Genomic DNA, 21,048 nt, shown 5'->3' with positions numbered 1-21,048 from the left:
TTTTAAAATGATAAAACGATACCCAACCAAACAAATTTTTGTAGGCAATGTGCCCATCGGTGGCAATGCTAAAATTCCCGTACAGTCGATGACCTTTTCCAAAACCCATGATGTGGAAGCAACGGTAGAGCAAATTAGACGGCTTCATTTTGCAGGCTGTGACATCGTGCGTGTGGCAGTGCCTGATTACGATGATGCCCACGCGCTTAAAGCGATTAAAGAGCGCTCCACGTTGCCGATTGTTGCGGACATTCACTTTAATTACCGTTTGGCACTGATTGCTGCGGAAGTGGTGGATTGTATTCGCATCAATCCTGGCAATATTGGCAATAAAGATCGCGTTAAAGAGGTTGTCAAAGCATGCAATGAACGGGGAATCCCCATTCGTATTGGCGTAAACAGTGGAAGTTTAGAAAAAGAGTTTGATGAGAAGTATGGCCCTACGGCTAAAGGTATGGTGGAATCGGCTTTGTATAACATCAAATACCTAGAGGATCTAGGCTTTACCAATATGAAAGTCTCTTTAAAAGCGAGTGATGTTGCGCGTACGGTTGAAGCGTACCGTATGCTGAGGCCTCTTGTTGAGTACCCCTTTCATTTGGGTGTCACAGAAGCAGGAACGTTGTTTCACTCCACTATTAAATCTTCCATCGCTTTGGGTTCTCTTTTATTGGATGGTATTGGCGATACGATGCGTGTTTCGATTACAGGGGAGCTTGAAGAAGAGATCAAAGTTGGACGTGCTATTTTGAAAGATAGCGGTGTGGAAGCGGAAGGTATCAATATCATTTCATGCCCAACCTGCGGACGTTTAGAAGCCAATCTTGTCAATGCTGTAGCCGAAGTCGAACGTCGTACGAAACACATTAAAGTCCCTCTGAATATCTCGGTAATGGGCTGTGTGGTCAATGCCATTGGAGAAGCCAAACATGCCGATGTCGCCATTGCTTTTGGAAAAGGGCAAGGACTGGTCATGGTCAAAGGCGAAGTTATTGCAAAACTCAAAGAAGAAGACCTTGTGGATAAATTTTTAGAAGCCGTTGAGCTTGCCGCCAAGGAGTATAAAGCATGAATAATCTGCACAATGTCAACATAGAGCGTTCCGTTTTAAGCTCGATTTTATTTAATCCAGCAACGTTTGAAGATATTGCTGCTGTTATATCTGCGAAAGATTTTTATCTACCCAGCCATCGTTATATTTACGAAGCGATGGAGGCATGCGAGCGTGAAGATCTACCGATTGATGAGGAATTTATCAAGAAAAAGCTCAATCAGTTAGGTCGTTTTGATGAAGATGCGATGTTGGAAATTCTCTCTACAAATCCTCTTCCTGCCACCAAAGCGTATGTCGAAGAGATTCGTGAAAAAGCAATCAAACGTGAGTTGGTGCAACTCACCAGTGACATCAAAGAGATTGCCGTTGAGAAAGATTTACCTTCGAATGAAGTGGTGGATCTGGTACAACAAAAGCTTTATCAGATTACACAAGAGAATGGAAGTAAAGAGTTTCGTGAATCGCCTGAAATGACGCATGCGACCATCGCGCACATTCATGAGATGAAAAAGCGTGGCAATTCAGGAGTCATAGGTGTCGATACAGGGTTTGCTGAGCTCAATCGTCTCACCTCTGGTTTTGGAGAGGGTGACCTTGTTATCGTTGCGGCGCGTCCTGCAATGGGTAAAACAGCATTTTGTCTTAACTTGGCACAAAATGCACTCGATCACAGTCGTGGTGTTGCGATCTTTTCACTCGAAATGCCAGCAGAGCAGTTGATGCTGAGGATGCTAAGTGCTAAAACCTCTATACCGCTTCAAAAGCTCAAAGTAGGTGATATGAGTGATGAGCAGTGGGGAAGACTTACGAGTGCGGCGGATGAGATGAGCAAACGTAAATTTTTTGTGGACGATAATGGCTCGGTGGATATTCATAAAGTGCGCGCAAAACTTCGTAAACTTAAAAGCCAACACCCTGAGATATCAATGGCGATTATTGACTACTTGCAGTTGATGAACTCAGCGGGGAATAAAGATCGTCACTTGGAAGTGAGTGATATTAGCCGTGGGTTAAAGCTTTTAGCGCGTGAATTGAACATCCCGATCATCGCTCTTTCGCAGTTAAACCGTGGACTTGAAAGTCGAAGCGATAAACGCCCAATGCTGAGCGATCTAAGGGAATCGGGCGCGATTGAGCAAGATGCTGATATGATTTTGTTTGTGTACCGCGATGATGTCTACCGCATTCGCGAAGAGAAAGAGAAAGAGCAAAAAGCACGCACAGAAGGCAAAGAGTACAAAAGTAACTTCTTTGAGAAACCAGAAGAGCTTGCCGAAGTCATTGTGGGTAAAAACAGAAATGGACCTGTTGGCGTTGCCAATCTTGTTTTCCAAAAAGCGTGTACGCGCTTTGTCGATGGCGGTGGCAAAATTCCAATAGAAATTGTCTATAAAGAAGCCAGTTTGGATACCAAAGAGGCGAAAATCAGTATGCCAGCACTTTAATGTTAAGCGTACCACTCTTTGTCAGCAAAAAGGAATTTTTTCTGACATTGGCAGTGGTGCTTTGCATTGCGTTTATCTCTCTGTTAATTGAATATTATCAGTTTAAAGAACTCACCAAAAATACTTTACATGTAAACACAGCGACGGTACTAAATCATTACACGAAAACGAATGAAAAAGGGCGAAGCTACGATGTTTTCAAGCTCAAACTCGATGGCAACAGTGCAGAGGTTTATACGACTTCATGGCGCATCTCTTCTCTTCCTATTAAAAGCCGTGTAAAGGTAAAACTGAACGTTGAAAAAGTCACGTTTTTAGCCTACTTACAAGGTTTTTTTGCCCCATCATTGAGCGTGTATGAAATCTATGAAGATAATCCTCCCTTACTTGATGTGAAGCCACTTTATCGTTGGATTGACAATCAACACGACAATGAAAAAATAGCAGAACTTTATAAAACACTGCTTTTTGCCACGCCTATTTCGAAGGAGCTTCGTGATGAAGTCCAAAAGTGGGGTATTTCACATCTGATTGCCATTAGTGGCTACAATGTGGGTGTCATCTCATTTCTGCTTTTTTTCTTTTTAAAACCACTCTATCAATTTTTTCAAAGCCGCTATTTCCCGTACCGAAATCTTACGGCGGATTTAACGATGATAGTGTTGGTCGTTTTATTTGCGTATATGGTTGTGATCGATTTTGTACCATCGTTTTTAAGAGCATTTGCGATGAGTGTTTTAGGCTTTTTTTTCTATTCTAGAGGCATTAAAGTGCTTTCGTATGAGATGCTAGGACTCACCTCGCTTGGGCTTTTAGCACTCTTTCCAACGCTTGTTTTTTCACTCTCTTTTTGGTTTTCCGTTGCGGGTGTTTTTTACCTTTTTCTTTTTTTGCACCATTTTGAAAGTCTCAATCGCTGGGTATTGCTCAGCATCATTGATTTGGGTATTTTTCTTTTAATGGTTCCAATAGTGCATACATTTTTCCCTGTATTTACCTTTTTACAGCTGACATCACCGATTTCTAGTCTGGTGTTTATTGTATTTTACCCATTGGGCGTACTTTTACATGTAATCCATCTAGGAGGAATTTTAGATACCTACTTACTTGACTTTTTACATGTAAATGCACAAAGTTACATGCTGAGTTTTCCGTGGTGGATGTTGGTTTTATACGTGGGTGTTTCACTCATGGCAATACGCTCTAAACTGGCACTTTATGGCTGTTTAGGCTTTGCGTTTCTCAGTCTCTTTTTCATTCAATAAGAAGCAGAATTTTAAACCATAGAGATAGATAAACCATGAAAAATAGATCCATAAAAAGAAGAAAAGTAGAATGCTAAAAGAGCCATAAATGCTCAAATAGGTTTTGTTGTAAGTGACATAGTAGACAAAAAGAATTTTAGAAACATACCAAAAGAGCGAAGCGACAAAAGAGGAAAGTAGAGCACTTTTGAGGTGAATTTTTGTCTTGGCAGAGATGAAATACATGATGAAATACAAAAGCCAGATGATAAAATAGGGCGAAAAACGCACTAGATTGATCGAATTGGTAATGACATTTTTTTCTAATAACTCTTGAACTACCGCTGAACTGTAAAAAAAGATAATAAGCCCAAGTGGCATCAATGTCACCATTGTCCAGTAGGTAGAAAGTGCTTCCCAAAAACTGCGCGTTGGAATTTCAAAAATTTTGCTCACAATCTTTTCATAATCTAAAAAGAACATAATGGAAATGTAGAGGACAAAGATGATGCCTACCACACCCATATTGCTGGTATTGGCAATAAAATCTCGCAAATAGCCAATCATCACATCTTGTTGCGTGGGAATGAGAGAGCTAAAAATAAAGCCTTGAAGCTTTTCGTAGTAAACCTCAAAAAGAGGCATTTTCGTAAAAATGCTAAAGGTAATGAGAAGAATGGGGATCAGCGCTAAAATGGTGTGAAAACTAAGGGAAGAGGCGTAGTGCGCGAGCTCTACGTCTCTTAATTTCCTGAAAAATTCAACACAATTTTTAGTGCTTAACAATTAAAGTCCCATTTTGGATGGGTTTAAGATGTTGTTTGGATCGAACGCTTTTTTGACAGAGCGGAAAAGTTCCATCTCTGCATCACTAAAGGCTAAGTGCATAAATGGTGCTTTACTGAGTCCTATACCATGCTCACCACTCAAAGTTCCACCGAGTGCAACGGTTGCTTTAAAGATTTCCTCAATCGCTTGATGTCCGATCTCAAGTTGCTTAGGATCACTGCCATCCACCATGACGTTGGTGTGAACATTGCCATCGCCTGTGTGTCCAAAACACGGTACGGTAACATTGTATTTTTTTGAAACTTCACCAATGGCTTTTAGAAGTGCAGGAAGTTTGCTACGTGGAACGGTGATGTCTTCATTGAGTTTTTTGCTACCATAAATCGTAATAGACTGACTGGCATTGCGTCTTGCAAACCAGAGGTTTTTAGACTCTTCTGGCGTTTCTGCTCGCTTAAAGCCACTGCATCCATTTTCAGCGAATGCTTTTTCAATGACATCCAGTTGTTGCGTAAGCTCTTCTTGTGTATTGCCATCAACATCGGTGATGAGAATGGCACCAGCATCTTTTGGAAGCCCTTTATTGTATTTTTGTTCAACGGCATTAATCGAAAGGTTGTCTAAAAATTCCATGGCTACAGGTGTTACGCCCGCAGCCATCGTTTTATACACGGCATTCATTGCGTCTTCAACACTGGGGAAAATGCCCATGGCTGTTTGAGACATTTTAGGTTTTGCAATAAGTTTGAGCGTTATTTCAGTGATACAAGCAAGTGTGCCTTCACTAGCGATAAGAATTCCTGCAATGTTGTACCCTGCAACGTCTTTTATGGTACGTTTTCCTGCACGGATAATCTCCCCATTAGGAAGTACCGCACGAAGTGCCATCACGTAGTCTTTGGTAATGCCATATTTTGCCGCACGCATACCACCCGCATTTTCACTGACATTGCCACCGATGGTTGAGTACTCTTCACTGGCAGGATCTGGCGGATAGAAGAGACCTTGTGCTTCTACTGTCTTTTGTAACTGCATATTAATAACACCCGGTTGCACTACGGCAACCATGTTTTCCATGTCAATTTCTAAAATTTTGTTCATGTGTTTTTCAAAGGCTAAAATAATGCCCCCGTTTGCAGGCAATGCGCCACCCGTAAAGCCACTTCCAGCCCCTCGTGGTGTGATGATGATGCGGTGTTCATTACAGTATTTTAAAATGTCGCTGACATCTTGCTCATCGCGAGGAAAAAGTACGGCATCAGGCTGATAACGTGTACGTGTCGCATCATAACAATAAGCGATTAGGTGCGCTTTATCATCATAAACATTGTCGTTTCCCAAAAGAGTTTTAAAATAGTCAATGTGTTTTATTTCCATAGTGAGTCTTTTCTTTCTACAACATCAAATGGTAAGTTTATAAGAATACCATCAATACCAGCACCTTTTAGTGTATTGGTTTGACCTAAGAGATACGCATAATAATTGTCATATTCTGCAATTTTTCCACTGCTCCAATTAAACCAAGAAGAGTCAATTTGTTTATTGATACGTGAATAAAATGGAAGCATTGTTTCACCACTGCTTTTAACATCAATGCTTTGAACAATATGAAAGTTATGACAATCGACAAAAAAGCCTTTGTTTTCTATACCAAAGAAAATGATCGATGCAGCATTTTGATAACATGCTTGTTGAAAGATTTTTTTATCGGGGTTTGGGCGATACAGTTTTGCTAAATAGGCAGCAACGATATCAGGATGAATCCATGTAATCGTGTCAAAATTTTTAGTGACTTCATTATAGACATTTTGGTTTGGTGCAATGATAAGCGCACGGTCATAAAGATAGTTAATGATGACTTGATCTCCCGCAGCTGGCTTGACACCTGTATCGGGGAAGGCACCTTGGGAAAGCATCTCAAATTTTTCAATGTTTAAAACAGCTTTAGTACCATCTTTACTGACAACATCAACTCGCGCAATAATAGTTGCATGTGTTGCATCAAATTTATGGTTGACAACACCACTCGCACCAACGACAAATTCGGGTGAATCAGCAATCACTATTTGTTTCTCATTTGATTCTAAAACAGTTGTTTTATACTCTTTAAAAAAAGATTGGGCCTCTGCAAAAGAGCCAAACAAAAATAGACACACAACCAAAAATAGCTTGTTCAACGGGAACTCCTTGAAGGGTACATGACACCCCTTTTATTTTTATAATAGGGATTATACTATAACTGTTTTAAAAAAACTTCTTTTTTGCAAGTGAAGTGTTTTAGGCATTTTGTAAGATTTGTTCAGATAAAATCGAAAAAGAACTAGGGGGAAGAATGGCTAAAATTCTATCATTATTATTACTTTTTTTATCGTTTATGTCAGCTTCTTCTGTGGAAGAGCTTAAGTGGCCTAAGGGTGAAACCTTTCTCTCGTTTTTGGATAGAAACCATTTACCATCATCGATTTATTACACATTAGATAAAGAAGAACAAGAACTCGCAGCAGAGATTGTGGCAGGGGTTAAGTATTATGTTCTTAAAAGTGAAGACAATCAGCTAGAGCAAGTTTTAATCCCTATTGGTGAAGAACTCCAGATGCACATCAAGAAAAAAGATGACAAATTTGTCATGGAGATTATTCCAATTGTGCTGCAAAATGAAAAGCGTACCTTAGCGATTGAAATTCATAATTCTCCGTATGTTGATATTTTAAATGCAACCAATAGCTATGCTCTAGCCAATGAATTCGCCCAGTCCTTTAGAGGAGAAGTCAATCTTCGTAATCTTCAAAAAGGTGATAAATTGGTCTTGCTGTATGAACAAAAAAGGCGGCTTGGCAAACTTTTTGGTTCGCTGAAAATCAATGTTTCCATGGTCGAAACATCGAAAAAGAAAAACTATATCTACTTTTATAAAGAAAACTATTACGATCCAAAAGGGCAAGAACTTGATAGCTTTTTACTCTCCAATCCTGTAAATTACACACGTATCTCTTCTCCCTTTACGCAAATGCGTTGGCATCCTATTTTACAGAAGTATCGTGCACACTTAGGTATTGACTATGCTGCAAGTGTAGGTACTCCTGTTAAAGCAGCAGGCAATGGAAAAGTTCTGTTTGTCGGGGAAAAAAGTGGGTATGGAAATACGATTGAGATCAACCATGATAGTAGTTTTAAAACGCTTTATGGGCACCTAAATGGTTTTGCCAAAGGACTTCGTGGTGGGCAGAGTGTCAAGCAAGGTCAAGTGATTGCCTATGTAGGTAATACAGGACTTAGCACCGGTCCTCATCTCCATTTTGGTCTCTATCGCAATAATGTAGCCATTGATCCAGCAAGTGTTGTTAAAATAGCGAAAAGTGCATTGAGCGGGCATGAACTTAAAGCTTTTATAGATTATACTACGGAGCTTAGAAAAAAAGTTGAAAGTGCTTTGGAAAACGAAACACCGCCGATGAGAGAGGAAAATTTTAATCTTTCTTCGCCTCTTGAAAAAAGTTCGAGTTAGTCTTTACATGTAAACAAAATGAAACTATTTTGCGATAAAATAAATTTCTTGCAAAATGGCAATAGCTTTTAACCTTTTTGAAGGTAAGTGTTAAAGCCATAACAGCTTAGATTTTGGGTTTTGCCTAAAAATAATGACAAAATGATCAAAAAAAGAGTCTACCATGATAAAATGTTTTTTTAAAAATAGTAATAAATTAGAAGTCATTACCGATCTGAGTGAATTTGATGGCAATGAAGATAAAAAGAGCAAAGTTGTTTGGCTTGACATGCTTCTCCCTAGCTCTGAAGAGATCTCTTTTGTTGAAAAGACCTTTGGTATCGATTTTCCTACAAAGCAAGAGAGTGAAGAGATTGAGATATCTTCACGTTACTGGGAAGAGGACAAAAAGATTGAGATTAACAGTTTTTTCTTGATCTCTGAAGATGAAAATGCTCACAATGAGACGGTTTCGTTCATTTTACAAGGCAATGTACTTATCTCTATTCGTTATAAAGAGTTGAAAACCTTTGATGAGTTTAGTAAGCGTTTTTACTATGCTCCGCGTGAATTTAAAAATGGGTATTACATCTTTTCCCAGCTCATCGACATCAGGATTGATGCGGATGCGGACGTTATTGAAAAGCTCTCTAAAGACATTACACGCTTGCGTAAACACGTTTTTACGGACTATACGAATGATGATGCTGAGATGTTGGAAAAAATCTCCTCTTTTGAAGATTTGAATATGAACATCCGCGAAAACCTTATGGATAAACAACGCATCTTGACCGCATTTATCAAATCAAATAAATACGATGACAGCGCTCTTCGTGCCGATATTGTTATCATGCTCAAAGATATTAAGTCGTTGATTGATTACATTGAGTTTAATTTTGAACGACTCGATTACTTGCAAAATATCTTCTTGGGTGTTTTGAACATTGAGCAAAATAAAGTCATCAAAATCTTTACCATTATGAACGTTATCTTTTTACCACCGACGTTGATTGCAAGTATTTACGGGATGAACTTTGAGATTTTACCAGAGCTTCATTGGGATTATGGATATGCCTTTTCGCTTATTTTGATGGTTCTCTCTGCCGTAACGCCGATCTTGTACTTCAAGAAAAAAGGGTGGATTTAGGCGATGAAACATACCATTGAGGTCATTAAAGTTGAAGAGTGTCTACACTCAGATTATATTAAACCTAAAAGTATGTACTATCTGCACAATAGTGTAGAAAAGCGCTGGGATATCGTCGATACACATAACAGTGTTGCCATTCTTTTGTACCACAAAGATTTGGATTCGTTTGTCTTTGTAAAACAGTTTCGTCCTTCTATCTATGTTAAAAATCATGATGGTTTTACCTATGAGCTGTGTGCTGGTATTGTTGATAAAGACAAGAGTCTCATCGAAATTGCCAAAGAAGAAGTATTGGAAGAGACAGGTTACGATGTTCCGCTTGATAAACTTGATAAAATATCGTCCTTTTATACCGCTGTTGGTTTTGCAGGTGGCAGGCAAACGCTCTACTATGCAATTTTGGATGACAGTATGAAAGTGAGTGAGGGTGGTGGTATCGAAAATGAAAATATCGAAGTCATTTACCTTAAACGCGAAGAAACACTTGAATTTATGTTTGATGAGAGTATTGCGACGACCTCAGGTTTGATGTTCGCATTGATGTGGTATTTTAAAAATTACGAGAAATAGTTTTACATGTAAAGCAAACCCCACGAAGGGGTTTGTCTACGATTTAGTTTGCACCTACTAAAATGCTTGAAGCTTTGATGATAGCATAAACGCTATCGCCTTTTGCAAGGGAAAGCTCTTTTTTTGCATCTTCAGTCACGATTGCTGTAACCGTTAGGCCAGCAGGAGTAGAGAGGACGACTTCACAATTAACAGCGCCATCTTTGATCTCAGTTACCGTGCCTTTGATTTTATTGCGTGCACTAACGGCTAAAGCGATGTCTGCTTTTGCAAGAAGAACACTTTGCGCTTTAAAAATACAAAGGGCTTCAGAACCAACTTTTAAACCCAGTGACTCAACAGCACCATGTGTAATGACAGAAACGATTTTATCGCCACCTTGAGTTGCAACAACAATTTCACTGTTCACAGGACCATTTTTAATCTCTGCTACTTTCCCCGTAATTTGATTTCTTGCACTGATTTTCATAACATGCTCCTTGATATTTATTAAAAGTATGTCACTAAGTGTTATGTAATGTCAATTGCTAACGGTATTTTTTTTTGCTGCAGACATCTGTCGCTCTGCCTGAGCAATTTTGTCAAAGGAAATATACGATGCAAAACATTTATACGTCAGGTAATAGATACTGCCAATAACCGCAATAATGCCTGTTGTAACGATGAAACTTGAGAAAACGGCTGATAAAAAGATAGAATAAACTTCACTCATCTTAATACTCCTCAATAAATTGAGTAAAGTATATCGTAGTATTTATAAAAATATAATGATAGGGTGATTTCTTTTTCATCATAAACGATGTATCATAATTATTGTATCAATATTGGAACAAAACTCTCTATCATTTGTTCTTCAAATTCAAATGAGACGTGTTTCATATTTACGCCATAAAGTACAAAAAGATTTTCTTCGGTAAGAACTTTTTTTGTGTTGCCACATTCAAAATGCTCTTTATCCATCATCAAAAGTGCATTATCGGCAATAGCAAGCGCATGATGGGGATGATGTGTAGTAAAAAGGATGGTTAGCCCATCTTCTTTGGAAAGCCGGTGCATCCATGAGAGCACTAAAGCTTGATTTTTCATATCGAGTGCAGAAGTTGGTTCATCGAGTATTAGGATATCTGCTTCGGCGACAAGCGCTCGTGCGATGATGACCATTTGGCGTTGTCCACCTGAGAGTTCATGAAAAGGTCGGTGTGCCAAATGTGCCAATCCAAAACGCTCAAGTGCATTCATAGCAGCTTCTTCGTCCTCTATCGAGGGCTGTGAAAACATTCCAACTTTATTGGCTCTGCCCATAAGTGCCATATCTAATGCAGAGTAATCAAAGCTGACTTGAAAGAGTTGTGGAACAAAAGCCATGTGACCATTAAGATAGACTTTTCCTTCGCTTGGCTTGAGAATTCCCAACAAAATCTTTAGCAGAGTTGTTTTTCCTCTGCCATTTGGTCCTAAAAGAGCAAAAATACTTCCTTTGGAAATATCGGCATTGTAATTTTTTAAAATCCATTGATTGGGATTATACGCATGACCTAACTCTGTAAATGATAGTGCATTTTCCATTATTCACTCCATCCTTTTGTCTGGGTTTTCCAAAACAAGAAGCATACTATTGGTGTGCCTACCAATGCTGTTAGTATTCCAACAGGGACTTCCGCTTGAACGATTGTGCGTGTGAAATCATCCAAACCTAGAACAAAAAGTCCGCCTATCAGTGCGGAAGCAGGGAGTAACCGACGATGATCCGGACCCACAAGCATACGAGCTAAGTGAGGAACAACAAGCCCAACCCAGCCGATGATACCAACAACAGAGACTTGTGCCGCTACTATCAATGATACAAGCGCTATAACACCCCAACGAAGTTTTGAGACACTAATTCCCAAAGAAGCAGCATCTATATCACCTAAAGATAAAAGATTAATACGCCAACGAAGCATCATCAATATTGCTCCTCCTGCAAGAGTAGGTATACCGATCATCATAACTTTTTGTGCATCGGCACCGATAAAACTACCTAAAAGCCAATAAACAATTCCAGGCAATTTAGCATCCGTCACAACAAATTGTATCAACCCGACTAAAGCAATAAAAAAAGCTCCTACGAATACTCCTGCCAATATCAGTGCCATTCCATTACCGCTATTGTGTGCTAGTTTAGCAAGTCCAAACGTGAGTACCATCGCAGTCAATCCAAAGATAAATGCCATTGCTACAATGCCATAAGGTGAGTAATCAAACATCATCGCTAATACACCTCCAAATGCGGCACCCGATGTCACACCTACCAAATCCGGTCCTACGAGAGGATTGCGCATGATCCCCTGAAGTGCGGCACCTGACATTCCAAGACCCATTCCTGCTAAGGTTGCTACAAGTACACGAGGTAGACGAACTACTTGCACAACAGTAAGCTCTTTTATTTGCTCCAATGTTTCTTGCGGCAAACTTCCCGGCAAGAACAGATGTCCAACAATATAAGCTGCACGTGAAAACGACAAAGGATAAGCCCCGATACACAGTGATGCCAAAATAGCAAAAATAATTGCTATCCCAAGTAGGATTGAAGTTATTGTTGCATATCTTTTTGTCAATGAATGGTTGCGTTTTGTCACTGTAAAGACTCCTTGTTTGTTCCTTGTTTATAATCACGTAAAAAGCGTTCATAGCCTTGTGAGTGAAGATTATCACTGATATGCAGTTCATCATCTATCTCTTGATCGCTTAGATGATAATTAAACTCTCTTATATAGGTCTCTCTTAGCATTTCTCTTATTCCTGATTTCATTCTATCTGGATGTGTGATCTCAGCCATCCAGCGAACAGATATAGGCTGTAAGACAAGACCGAGCAATCCACCGCCAGAGCCATCCAACATACGATATACCCGTTTATCTCGTACTGCTTTGAGCCCTCTCCAGCGCGGATCATGCATAAATGTATCAGGTGTTTGATTTTTTGAATCTGCCATTAAAAAGATATAATCTGGATCCATTGCCAAAATTCGCTCAGTTTCCACTCTCTCTCCTGTCCACCCTTTAGAGGCATTATCTACCCCCGCAGGTGGAAAGTAGATCCGATACTCATTTTTATAAGATTTAATGTAGAAGTGACTTTTATCCTGAGTAGAACTCCCCATGATCAAAATACGAGGATGATTCGTTAACGTCTTAACCTGAAGTTCTCGATCAATTTGACGATAAGCATCATGATAGTTATTGATAAGTGCTTCTGCTCGCTGTGGTTGCTCGGTGACTGCCGCCATCACTCTTGCCGCAGAAAAAAGATAGGTATCCCATGTTTTGTTCTCTTTGGAACCTACGTACAAAACAGGCAGACCGACTTTTCGTAATAACTCTCCCGGTCCAAGATTACTCGTAAGATACACTCCGGGGTTATATGCGAGAGCTTTTTCAATATCTGTATACCACCCTTTTTCATAAGTCTTACTGCTCCAGCGAAAGCCTTGTGAAAAAAAGTTTGGGTAGATGCGCGCGAGAATAGATTTTTGATCATTTTTTCGTTCATCTTCTGTTCCTGCTAATACCAATAACGTTGGATCTTTTGTCGCTTCAAGAAATCCGAGGGCTCCGATGCCTGTCCCCCAAGTAAACGCAGCACCCAAAAACGGCTCGTCAATATATGCCGCGTCACCTCTGGCATCAATTACTGTGTGACTACTTGCAGGAGTTATAAAAACTGGTAGTGGTCGTAAGAGAGAAAAAGAGGCAAGTAAGATCGCTACAAAAGGGAAGACCCAGCTTCCCTCATTGTAAATTTTTTTGATTGACATATATTTTTGTTAAAACTTCATTTGTACAGAGAGACTAAAAATGCGTGGATCTCCCAAAATATTGCCTACCCAATAATGTTTATCCGTAATATTGCTAACGTTAAAACGGAAAACAGTTGGATAAGAACCCATTTTAGTTGTATATCGTGCTCCAATATCTTCAGTGACTACACTAGGCTCTGAAACAGTATTAAGTGCATTCTGATATGTGCTACCAGTATAAAAAGCACCTCCAATTAATGTTAAACCGTGTATTGCATCAATGTCGTATTCTCCAATTATTTTTGCATATTCACTTGGAACATTAGTTGGGTGCTTTCCTTCAAGCGCTGTATTGTTGGCTTGTTCTTTTATCGTTGCATTTAAATAACTTGCTCCACCATAGAGTCTAAAATTATCGGTTACACTTCCTGTAGCAGTAAATTCGATTCCTTTATGAACTTGACGACCATCTTGTGCATAGATTAGGGTACTTGGATCTACGTATTGGTTTGCTTTATCAATTTGAAAAAGTGCTCCTGTAAGAAACAGTCCACCGATGTTTGTTTTGGCTCCAACTTCATACTGTTTATCGAGCATTGGAGATAAAATCTCTCCGGTATTATGGACAGCATTTCCAAGATAGGTAGCCGGTGCCGTACCGCCTTGTTCAAGCGCTTCGAGATAGGTTGTATAGAGCGTTAAAGAAGGAATCGGTTTGTAGAGTAAAGACACTGTTGGAGTCGATGCTGATTTATCGTATTCTGAAGTAATCGCTTGCGTGGTTGTATTATAAGAAATAGTATCTATATGTGTATTATTGATACCAAGGAGCATCGACCATTGATCGTTAAACGTTACTTCATCTCCAAGCATAATATTTTTATTGGTGTTTGTGTATGCACGAACTCTATCTCCAACATCATTGGCGTAACTTGGTTGACTAGTGTAAACCGGATTATCAAGAGATGATGTAATGCCTATGCCTGTTTGAAAATATGTGCCAATTTTATATTGATCAGATTCATAGTCCATCAAAGAAAAGCCGGTTGTAATTTTATGTGAAATGGATCCCGTATCAAATTTAGCATCAAGATAGGTATAAGCTGATTTTGTGATCAAATCTGAAGGAAATATGTGATAGATATTTTCGGTATATGTTCTCGTTGTTACATCGATATTACCGGCATTAATATTGAGACGTTCACTCGTTCCTTCGTTATACATCGCTGCTGATCGAAGAGTGAGCCAATTATTGATGTCCCATGTCAATTTACCATCGACAAGATTATAGGAATCTTTTTCATATGACCAATCTTGACCATACTGCTTTCTAGGATCGATCGAATTTGGATCCAAATTATTTTGATTACCCGTACTTGGATTGAATCCAATTTGCATTCCTGTTGTTTTGTTATAGTAGCTCGACGCATCAAATTCTAATTTGAGATTATCGGTCACACGATAATCAAGTGCACCCGTTATGAGCCATTTGTTAATTTTTTGATCAGCTACAAAAGTTTCTCCACCCTCTTTGACAACATTGACTCGATATCCGACACGTCCATCATCAGTTAAAGGTCCACTTATATCAGCATGGGCATAGCAATCAGAACCTTCTCTACATCCTGTATCTACACTTGCCATAGACTCTTTTGTAGGGCGTTTCATAACATAGTTGATTGTACCCGCTGGGGAGCTAATGCCATTCATAAAACCAGTAGCTCCTGTTAGAACCTCCACACGTTCTTTATCTTCAACCGCAACAACTCCATTGTATTGAAGGCCATTTAGTAATCGGCTATTATTATAAAAGCCACGCATATTAATATTATCCGCGATACGCGCTGTTGGTATATACACCTGAGTATACGGATTGTATTTGAAAAGATCAGCTGTTGAATGAATCTGCATATTATCTAATAAGTCAGAAGACATTACATTGATTGAATACGGTGTATCTTGTAACTCTCGTTCACCCCATGGACCCACTTTACTTACAGTATCTATTCTATACCCTGCCTCCACACTGCCTTCTGCAGCCTGTCCTTTCATAGTGATCTTTTCCAAAGACTCTTCTTGTGCTTTTTCTACTTTTTTGATGACAAGTGTGCCGTTTTGACTGACTGCTTCAAGACCACTATTTTTCAAAAGTGCTTTTAACGCATCGATTGGCTCTAATTCGCCTCGTACTTCAGGAGCGACTTTACCGCTTACCAACTCTTGCGATACTAAGACTTGAACATGTGCTTGTTCTGCAAACTGTGTCAGAGCCGATGCCAACGGTTGTGCTACGATGTCAATGGGTGTTGCTTTCGCATAAACTTGACTACTCAGTGCCATAATAGCACTCAACGCTAAGGGTATCATCCGCCTTTTGATACTCTGCATTTTCTCTCCTTTTTGCCTCATGATGCTTTTTAATATATAACGCTATGCCTAAAAATCCACTATTTTCAAAATCTAGCCCGATGAAAATAGAGGTGTTTAAAAGATGCCGTTATAAAGAAGACAATCTTAACGATCAAATCCTGATGTCATAGAGAGAAAAAATTTATTTTCGTGAGATTTTGGCTAAATTTGCAACTTTTAGCTATGCAAAATTTTTACATGTAAAGCATCTAGCGTTTAACGATAAGCAGTTTTTCGCCTTCTTTAATATAGCGAATAGGTATAACAGAGGGAAGTGCTGTGACAAAATTGCTTGAATTAGTGATGTCAAAGCTACCTGTCACGCGGAACGCTTTTACTTCATCAGTGGCAATGAGTCTTTTCTCTCCATAACGTGCAAACTCTCTTAGTGTCTCTTCAAGCGTCGCATCTTCAAACGCTACTCGCCCTTGTTGCCATGCGCCTACAAGATCAGGGGTCACTTTAAGTGGAGTCATTTCAGTATTTTTAACGACGAGTCCATCGGAAGGCAGAAGATCGAAAGTACGTGTAAGCGTTGTATTGGTGACGCGAACATGTCCTTCTTGAACCGCTACTTTGACAATGTCATCTATATTTCGCACGGAAAAACGTGTTCCTACAACGGTTACCAACGTATCGCTCGCTTTGACATGAAAGGCTTTTTGAGGATCAGACGTTACTGAAAACATTACTTGCCCTTGAAACACCTTTGTCTCTCGTTGGTGTGTGTAGTACGCCACTTCAAGTTGGGTGTCGGCATCGAGCGAAACATGCGTGCCATCGGGTAGAGTAACTTCCATCGTTTCACCTTGCCGGCTGACAAATGTGCGGGCATAAACGGGAGTGCTCAGGTAATGCCCGTATAACCCATAGGCGCCAAGGCCCAATAAAAACGAAGCGGAAGTGTATAAAAAAGCACGTCTGGTATAAAAAACGTTGTTGGTTGGAGTATTGGGGGTTGGTTTGTATGTGGAGGCACAGTCATCAAGAGCATTCCATGTTTGGCATACGTCATCGTACGCATGTTTGTGCTCTTTGACGCTTAGCCACTGTTCAAATGTTTCGCACTCTTTCGCACTCATCGGTTCACGTGTGCGCATAAACCATGTAATGGCAAGTTCCTCTAGTATCTCTTGTTCGTGTGTCATTCGTTTATCTCTTTTAAACATTTCGTGCAGGCTTTCATTGCATTCATAATGTGTTTTTCAACCATATTTCGTGATATGCCCATTTTTTCAGCGATTTGAGTATGCGAAAATCCCTCAAATTTATAAAGTACAAAGGCTTCGTAGCAGCGTGGTGGAAGTGCGTTGATGGCTTCGTTAAGTTTGGTAACGCGCTCTTCCGATGCGAGTTTTTCCAAAGGCTGTTCTGCTTGCTCGTCCATGATCTGTTCGGTGTCGATGTCAGTCTGTTTGTGACGGGAATTTTTGAGATTTTCATTGATGATGATATTGCGTGTGGTTTTGTACAAAAAGGCGCGAGGTTCTCGTATGGGTATCATATGCGGAGACATCGCCAAAACACGACAGTAACACTCATGCACCACTTCATAAGCACGATCTTTGTCTTTGAGATAGTGTGAAAAGTACCCGATAAGCTCGTTATAATACTTCTCAAACATCTTCTATGCCGCCTTGTCGGGTACAACAAATTCGACAGAGAGTCGAATGTTGATGCGTTTTCCAACGGATTGGAGCTTTTCACCTTGCAAAGAATGTGCGGCTTTGAGGACAATCTTGTCAAGCTCAGTAAAACCTGTGCTGTGCTCTAACTCTATCTCTTCGACCAAGCCCGATGCGTTGAGCTTAAAAATAAGAGTTGCCGTACCTTCTTGAAGTGCATGTTGTGAAGCTTTGGGATAGTAAAGCCTCTCATAGGTTTTTTTGCGAATGATGTTAAAGTTGGCACGCATGGAAGGATCCATCGCTTCGGCATTTGCACTTTTTAGGGAAGCAGAAGATGATGCACCGCCTTGTGCTAAACCATCGTGTGAAGATGCGGAAGATGTGGCGGAAGTTGCATCTTCTGAAGAGGCAATGGCTTCTGTTTGTACAGGAACTTCCGCTGTGTCAGAGAGTTCAGACGATTTACTGGGTGTGAGTGCTTTGGCGGAATGAGGCTTTTGAGGTGTTGGAATCACTTTGGTGTGAACGACCTCTTTTGGCTTCTCTTCAACAAGGAATGCTTTAGGTGTTTGAGGTTCTACTACGTCGCTTACATGACTCTCTTGTTGCTTAGCAGGTGTATCGTTTGGTTCTTGTGTTGGCTCATTTTGTGATGAGGTTTCAAACGCCGTTGCCATGCTAAGTGGAATCGTCACAACCTCTACTTCATAGGGCTTTTTGATCAGATAAAATGCAAGAGCAATCACTATGCTATGCACACACAATGAAGCCAAAAACGCTTTTTTCATCATTCGTTGGTCGTGTTTTTAGTCTTAATGACAACTTTGGAAAAGCCAAGGGTGTTTAAGCGGCTCATCATGATGGTTAAGTCTTCGACCATCACGGTTTTATCGGCGTAGATTTCGCAAAGGTCTTCTTTACTAAACGCTTGTAAGACTTCGTTGATGGTACTCTCGTTCACTTCGCTCTCATTAACATACAGCGTGCGCTCTTTTGTAATGGTCACACGAAAGACTTTGGGTGCTTCTCTTGTTTGCGCTTTGGCGGAGGGAAGGTCAACAGGCAAGGAGCCTTCTTTGACAAACGTCGCCGTCGTTAAAGCGATGGTAAGGAGTACAAGCATCACGTCAACAAGTGGAACGGTGTTGATGTAGCCTATCTCTTTCTCATCCATGAAGCACCTTCCATGCAACCACTTTCTTTTTAACTTTTCGCAGTAACAAGTTGTAAATAAAAATCGTCGGTATGGCAACAACAAGTCCCAAAGCGGTCGCAAAAAGTGCCTGCGATAAAGCTTCCATAACGCCGTTGGCATTGGTATTGCTCAGTCCCATCTCATGAAATGTCGCCATAATGCCAAGAACGGTTCCAAGCATACCAACATAAGGAGAATTAGAGCCAATACTGGCAAGTAAATTCATATAATCGGTTAAATCGCTCTCAAGTTTGTCAATCGAAGAATAGCCCATAATATCGGTCTTTGTAATGAAAAAATAGCGCTCAAAAATGATCGTTAACGCTACAATGCTCATGATGCCAAGGACTGCCATAACTCCTATATCTACCCATAATCTTGTTTCGCCCATCTTCTATCCTCACATGATAATCGTGGCAGTATATACCAAAATATATAACGATGTCAAATTGCATGAGTACTTTTTAAACAAAAAATAGGGCGTTTTTAGTGCAGGAAAACGTTTACATGTAAAAGGTGGAAAGCCTATGTTTTGTGCCTTCAAAACTTCAAAAAATAGCTTTACATGTAAAGGGTTTTGAGCTAGATAATCTCTAATTGCTTTCGATATTTTTTAATTATATAAACAGTTAATATATAAAAATATATACTTTATGATCAGATATGATATAATCCATTAAAAGAGGAGCAAACCATGACGAGACGAAAATTTTCTCAATTCTTAGATACAATTGACAAAAATGGCGTTTGGTCTTTTGGAATTGAATTGGTTAAAATATATTTTCCCGATACTCCCAATGGAACATTGATTATGGCTTTAAAACGCCATTGTGACAGTGGATTGATTGTCGCTATTTGTCGTGGTTACTATGCAAATCCAAGGGCACGTTCTTTTCCAACAATGCCGCTTTATGCGCTGCCTTTCTTATTGCGGTCAAACGAGCAATTTTATTTGAGTTTGGAAACTGCACTAAGCGATTATGGACTCATCTCTCAAATGCCAAACCGATTGGTCTTTATGACCACGGGTAGAAGTCAAGTGTTTACCACTCCGTATGGCATTATTGAGTTTGTGCATTCAGCGAGAAATGTTTCTCAGTTTTATACCGATTGTACTTTTGATAAACGTTTTGGTTTTTACGTTGCTGAACCAAAAAAAGCCATTCGAGATGCCAAAAGAACCAATCGCAGCCGTGATCTCATTGATTTAGAGGAGGACAAAAATGGATAGGTTAGAAACCGATTTATTGCATCAAAAAGCAGCAGCATTTTCTCAAAACAGTCCCGCACTTGAACAGACCATTATTAAAGAGCTTTTGCATTATGACATCATTGAAGCTCTTTATAAATCCGAGATTGCCAAAGAGATTGTATTTCAAGGAGGAACGGCATTGCGCTTGTGTTATGGCGCTTTTCGTTACTCGGAAGATTTGGATTTTGTGCTGAAAAATACGAATACGTTTACTCCTGAACTCATGAAAGCGTTCAATCACGTGTTCATTCAGTCCATTAAAAAAAAGTATGGTCTAAAAGCGCAAGTCGATACCCCAAAACTCAAAGCATCAGATGAAACTAAAAATGTTGATGTCAAAAAATGGACAGCTAAAATTATGCTTCCATCCACGCAAATGAGGCAACCCAAAATCAATATTGAGATTGCCAATGTTCCTAGTTATGACCATTCTATCATTATGGTAAAAGACAATTACACGCAAAAAGTTGGTGGTTCTATGGTGGCTGCTTTAAATGTGGAGAGTAAAACGGAGATTCTTGCCGATAAACTGATCGCTGTTGCGGGAAGAAGTTATTTTAAAGCACGCGATTTTTGGGATATTAAATATCTGATTGATGATAAAAATACGCTCAATCCGTCTCTTGTGTATCGTAAAATAAAAGATTACCAGATTCAAGATTTTCAGAAAAAATTTGACGACAAAGTAAAACTTCTTGATGATGGTGCCATTCGTTCACAGTTTATCAAGGAAATGGAGCGCTTTTTAGATATCGATATGGTACAAATGATGCAAAAACCAGAGGTTATTGACTCCATTTTTAAAGCCACGATAGACTTAGGGCGCACACTTTCAACCATTGACTTTGAGAACTTCGACAACAGTGTTCCCTCTAAAAAAGAGGAAGAAGAATTTAACATGTTTTCTTCTAAGCTCAAACGCTAAAGTATTAGTAAGAATGGACGTTTGTTCGTCTTTATTTTTTCTTGTATAAATCAGCTTAGAGGAGTTGAAATAGGCTATTTTAGCCAGTTTCATGCTCACTCAAAAGGTTTACATGTAAAGCTTTG

Annotated in this window: 22 protein-coding genes; 8 read left to right on the top strand and 14 right to left on the bottom strand. The window is 39.7% G+C overall.

Annotated features, from left to right (window positions below; translation table 11 throughout):
* Positions 1–7: 7 nt before the first annotated feature.
* Genes ispG through SJPD1_RS09835 form a run of 3 tightly spaced genes read left to right on the top strand, consistent with a single transcriptional unit; the run spans position 8 to position 3,764 of the window.
* A complete protein-coding gene (ispG, locus tag SJPD1_RS09845; protein WP_096047014.1) occupies positions 8–1,072 on the top strand; it encodes a flavodoxin-dependent (E)-4-hydroxy-3-methylbut-2-enyl-diphosphate synthase in 1,065 nt (354 codons plus the stop codon).
* Positions 1,069–2,499 carry a replicative DNA helicase gene (locus SJPD1_RS09840; RefSeq protein ID WP_087439004.1) on the top strand — a complete coding sequence of 477 codons (1,431 nt, stop codon included), beginning with the start codon at positions 1,069–1,071 and terminating at the stop codon, positions 2,497–2,499. Before ispG ends, SJPD1_RS09840 begins: the two co-directional genes overlap by 4 nt.
* Positions 2,500–2,552: 53 nt before the next feature.
* A complete protein-coding gene (locus SJPD1_RS09835; protein ID WP_226372299.1) occupies positions 2,553–3,764 on the top strand; it encodes a ComEC/Rec2 family competence protein in 1,212 nt (403 codons plus the stop codon).
* Here SJPD1_RS09835 and SJPD1_RS09830 read toward each other — a convergent pair.
* Genes SJPD1_RS09830 through SJPD1_RS09820 form a run of 3 tightly spaced genes read right to left on the bottom strand, consistent with a single transcriptional unit; the run spans position 3,726 to position 6,709 of the window.
* Positions 3,726–4,529, bottom strand: coding sequence for a YihY family inner membrane protein (locus tag SJPD1_RS09830; RefSeq protein WP_096047012.1), 804 nt, complete (start codon positions 4,527–4,529; stop codon positions 3,726–3,728). The two genes, SJPD1_RS09835 and SJPD1_RS09830, sit on opposite strands and share 39 nt — an antisense overlap.
* Positions 4,530–5,909: an FAD-linked oxidase C-terminal domain-containing protein gene (locus tag SJPD1_RS09825; protein ID WP_096047011.1), complete on the bottom strand. Its 1,380-nt coding sequence runs from the start codon at positions 5,907–5,909 to the stop codon at positions 4,530–4,532.
* A complete protein-coding gene (locus SJPD1_RS09820; RefSeq protein WP_096047010.1) occupies positions 5,900–6,709 on the bottom strand; it encodes a plasminogen-binding N-terminal domain-containing protein in 810 nt (269 codons plus the stop codon). The genes SJPD1_RS09825 and SJPD1_RS09820 overlap by 10 nt, the downstream gene beginning before the upstream one ends.
* A gap of 155 nt (positions 6,710–6,864) precedes the next feature.
* On the opposite strand from SJPD1_RS09820, the gene SJPD1_RS09815 reads away from it, so the two are divergent.
* The 3 genes from SJPD1_RS09815 to SJPD1_RS09805 all read left to right on the top strand — a co-directional run bounded on the left by SJPD1_RS09815 (position 6,865) and on the right by SJPD1_RS09805 (position 9,736).
* A complete protein-coding gene (locus SJPD1_RS09815) occupies positions 6,865–8,037 on the top strand; it encodes a peptidoglycan DD-metalloendopeptidase family protein (protein WP_096047009.1) in 1,173 nt (390 codons plus the stop codon).
* Between the two features lie 163 nt (positions 8,038–8,200).
* Positions 8,201–9,163: a magnesium/cobalt transporter CorA gene (gene corA, locus SJPD1_RS09810; RefSeq protein ID WP_087438999.1), complete on the top strand. Its 963-nt coding sequence runs from the start codon at positions 8,201–8,203 to the stop codon at positions 9,161–9,163.
* A gap of 3 nt (positions 9,164–9,166) precedes the next feature.
* Positions 9,167–9,736, top strand: a complete 570-nt coding sequence (locus SJPD1_RS09805) for an NUDIX domain-containing protein (protein ID WP_096047008.1) — start codon at positions 9,167–9,169, stop codon at positions 9,734–9,736.
* Positions 9,737–9,779: 43 nt separating this feature from the next.
* On the opposite strand, the gene SJPD1_RS09800 is transcribed toward SJPD1_RS09805, so the two are convergent.
* The 11 genes from SJPD1_RS09800 to exbB form a co-directional block, all read right to left on the bottom strand.
* Positions 9,780–10,205, bottom strand: coding sequence for a TOBE domain-containing protein (locus SJPD1_RS09800; protein WP_096047007.1), 426 nt, complete (start codon positions 10,203–10,205; stop codon positions 9,780–9,782).
* 51 nt (positions 10,206–10,256) lie between these two features.
* Positions 10,257–10,448 (bottom strand): hypothetical protein, encoded by a 192-nt coding sequence (locus SJPD1_RS09795; protein WP_096047006.1) that lies wholly within the window; start codon positions 10,446–10,448, stop codon positions 10,257–10,259.
* A gap of 98 nt (positions 10,449–10,546) precedes the next feature.
* A complete protein-coding gene (locus SJPD1_RS09790; protein WP_210394354.1) occupies positions 10,547–11,302 on the bottom strand; it encodes an ABC transporter ATP-binding protein in 756 nt (251 codons plus the stop codon).
* The gene (locus tag SJPD1_RS09785) at positions 11,302–12,354 is read right to left on the bottom strand and encodes a FecCD family ABC transporter permease (RefSeq protein ID WP_096047004.1); all 1,053 of its coding nucleotides are present in this window, start codon (positions 12,352–12,354) and stop codon (positions 11,302–11,304) included. The genes SJPD1_RS09790 and SJPD1_RS09785 overlap by 1 nt, the downstream gene beginning before the upstream one ends.
* Positions 12,351–13,532: an ABC transporter substrate-binding protein gene (locus tag SJPD1_RS09780; protein WP_096047003.1), complete on the bottom strand. Its 1,182-nt coding sequence runs from the start codon at positions 13,530–13,532 to the stop codon at positions 12,351–12,353. The genes SJPD1_RS09785 and SJPD1_RS09780 overlap by 4 nt, the downstream gene beginning before the upstream one ends.
* 9 nt (positions 13,533–13,541) lie before the next feature.
* Entirely contained in the window at positions 13,542–15,902 is a 2,361-nt protein-coding gene (locus tag SJPD1_RS09775) for a TonB-dependent receptor (RefSeq protein ID WP_168171354.1), read from the bottom strand.
* A gap of 230 nt (positions 15,903–16,132) precedes the next feature.
* A complete protein-coding gene (locus SJPD1_RS09770; RefSeq protein WP_168171353.1) occupies positions 16,133–17,071 on the bottom strand; it encodes a FecR family protein in 939 nt (312 codons plus the stop codon).
* Positions 17,068–17,547 (bottom strand): RNA polymerase sigma factor, encoded by a 480-nt coding sequence (locus tag SJPD1_RS09765; RefSeq protein WP_096047000.1) that lies wholly within the window; start codon positions 17,545–17,547, stop codon positions 17,068–17,070. Before SJPD1_RS09765 ends, SJPD1_RS09770 begins: the two co-directional genes overlap by 4 nt.
* A 3-nt stretch (positions 17,548–17,550) precedes the next feature.
* Positions 17,551–18,339, bottom strand: coding sequence for an energy transducer TonB family protein (locus SJPD1_RS09760; protein WP_168171352.1), 789 nt, complete (start codon positions 18,337–18,339; stop codon positions 17,551–17,553).
* Positions 18,339–18,725 (bottom strand): ExbD/TolR family protein, encoded by a 387-nt coding sequence (locus tag SJPD1_RS09755; protein ID WP_096046998.1) that lies wholly within the window; start codon positions 18,723–18,725, stop codon positions 18,339–18,341. The genes SJPD1_RS09760 and SJPD1_RS09755 overlap by 1 nt, the downstream gene beginning before the upstream one ends.
* Positions 18,718–19,137: a TonB-system energizer ExbB gene (gene exbB, locus SJPD1_RS09750; RefSeq protein ID WP_210394353.1), complete on the bottom strand. Its 420-nt coding sequence runs from the start codon at positions 19,135–19,137 to the stop codon at positions 18,718–18,720. Before exbB ends, SJPD1_RS09755 begins: the two co-directional genes overlap by 8 nt.
* A 303-nt stretch (positions 19,138–19,440) precedes the next feature.
* On the opposite strand from exbB, the gene abiEi reads away from it, so the two are divergent.
* The gene (gene abiEi, locus SJPD1_RS09745; protein ID WP_096046997.1) at positions 19,441–19,977 is read left to right on the top strand and encodes a type IV toxin-antitoxin system AbiEi family antitoxin; all 537 of its coding nucleotides are present in this window, start codon (positions 19,441–19,443) and stop codon (positions 19,975–19,977) included.
* Positions 19,970–20,923: a nucleotidyl transferase AbiEii/AbiGii toxin family protein gene (locus SJPD1_RS09740; RefSeq protein ID WP_096046996.1), complete on the top strand. Its 954-nt coding sequence runs from the start codon at positions 19,970–19,972 to the stop codon at positions 20,921–20,923. Before abiEi ends, SJPD1_RS09740 begins: the two co-directional genes overlap by 8 nt.
* Positions 20,924–21,048: the final 125 nt, after the last annotated feature.

The organism is Sulfurospirillum diekertiae, from assembly GCF_002309535.1.
GTDB lineage: Bacteria > Campylobacterota > Campylobacteria > Campylobacterales > Sulfurospirillaceae > Sulfurospirillum > Sulfurospirillum diekertiae.
The sequence above is the reverse complement of the archived record's forward strand: the minus strand, read 5'-3'. Positions and strand labels throughout refer to the sequence as shown.

Excerpts from the sequence above, each read along its gene's own strand:
- ispG (WP_096047014.1), top strand. The coding sequence starts at position 8 with ATGATAAAACGATACCCAACCAAACAAATTTTTGTAGGCAATGTGCCC.
- SJPD1_RS09790 (WP_210394354.1), bottom strand. The coding sequence starts at position 11,302 with ATGGAAAATGCACTATCATTTACAGAGTTAGGTCATGCGTATAATCCC.
- SJPD1_RS09800 (WP_096047007.1), bottom strand. The coding sequence starts at position 10,205 with ATGAAAATCAGTGCAAGAAATCAAATTACGGGGAAAGTAGCAGAGATT.
- SJPD1_RS09815 (WP_096047009.1), top strand. The coding sequence starts at position 6,865 with ATGGCTAAAATTCTATCATTATTATTACTTTTTTTATCGTTTATGTCA.
- corA (WP_087438999.1), top strand. The coding sequence starts at position 8,201 with ATGATAAAATGTTTTTTTAAAAATAGTAATAAATTAGAAGTCATTACC.
- SJPD1_RS09770 (WP_168171353.1), bottom strand. The coding sequence starts at position 17,071 with ATGACACACGAACAAGAGATACTAGAGGAACTTGCCATTACATGGTTT.
- SJPD1_RS09755 (WP_096046998.1), bottom strand. The coding sequence starts at position 18,725 with ATGGATGAGAAAGAGATAGGCTACATCAACACCGTTCCACTTGTTGAC.
- SJPD1_RS09840 (WP_087439004.1), top strand. The coding sequence starts at position 1,069 with ATGAATAATCTGCACAATGTCAACATAGAGCGTTCCGTTTTAAGCTCG.
- SJPD1_RS09760 (WP_168171352.1), bottom strand. The coding sequence starts at position 18,339 with ATGAAAAAAGCGTTTTTGGCTTCATTGTGTGTGCATAGCATAGTGATT.
- SJPD1_RS09740 (WP_096046996.1), top strand. The coding sequence starts at position 19,970 with ATGGATAGGTTAGAAACCGATTTATTGCATCAAAAAGCAGCAGCATTT.
- SJPD1_RS09780 (WP_096047003.1), bottom strand. The coding sequence starts at position 13,532 with ATGTCAATCAAAAAAATTTACAATGAGGGAAGCTGGGTCTTCCCTTTT.
- SJPD1_RS09805 (WP_096047008.1), top strand. The coding sequence starts at position 9,167 with ATGAAACATACCATTGAGGTCATTAAAGTTGAAGAGTGTCTACACTCA.
- exbB (WP_210394353.1), bottom strand. The coding sequence starts at position 19,137 with ATGGGCGAAACAAGATTATGGGTAGATATAGGAGTTATGGCAGTCCTT.
- SJPD1_RS09795 (WP_096047006.1), bottom strand. The coding sequence starts at position 10,448 with ATGAGTGAAGTTTATTCTATCTTTTTATCAGCCGTTTTCTCAAGTTTC.
- SJPD1_RS09775 (WP_168171354.1), bottom strand. The coding sequence starts at position 15,902 with ATGCAGAGTATCAAAAGGCGGATGATACCCTTAGCGTTGAGTGCTATT.
- SJPD1_RS09825 (WP_096047011.1), bottom strand. The coding sequence starts at position 5,909 with ATGGAAATAAAACACATTGACTATTTTAAAACTCTTTTGGGAAACGAC.
- abiEi (WP_096046997.1), top strand. The coding sequence starts at position 19,441 with ATGACGAGACGAAAATTTTCTCAATTCTTAGATACAATTGACAAAAAT.
- SJPD1_RS09765 (WP_096047000.1), bottom strand. The coding sequence starts at position 17,547 with ATGTTTGAGAAGTATTATAACGAGCTTATCGGGTACTTTTCACACTAT.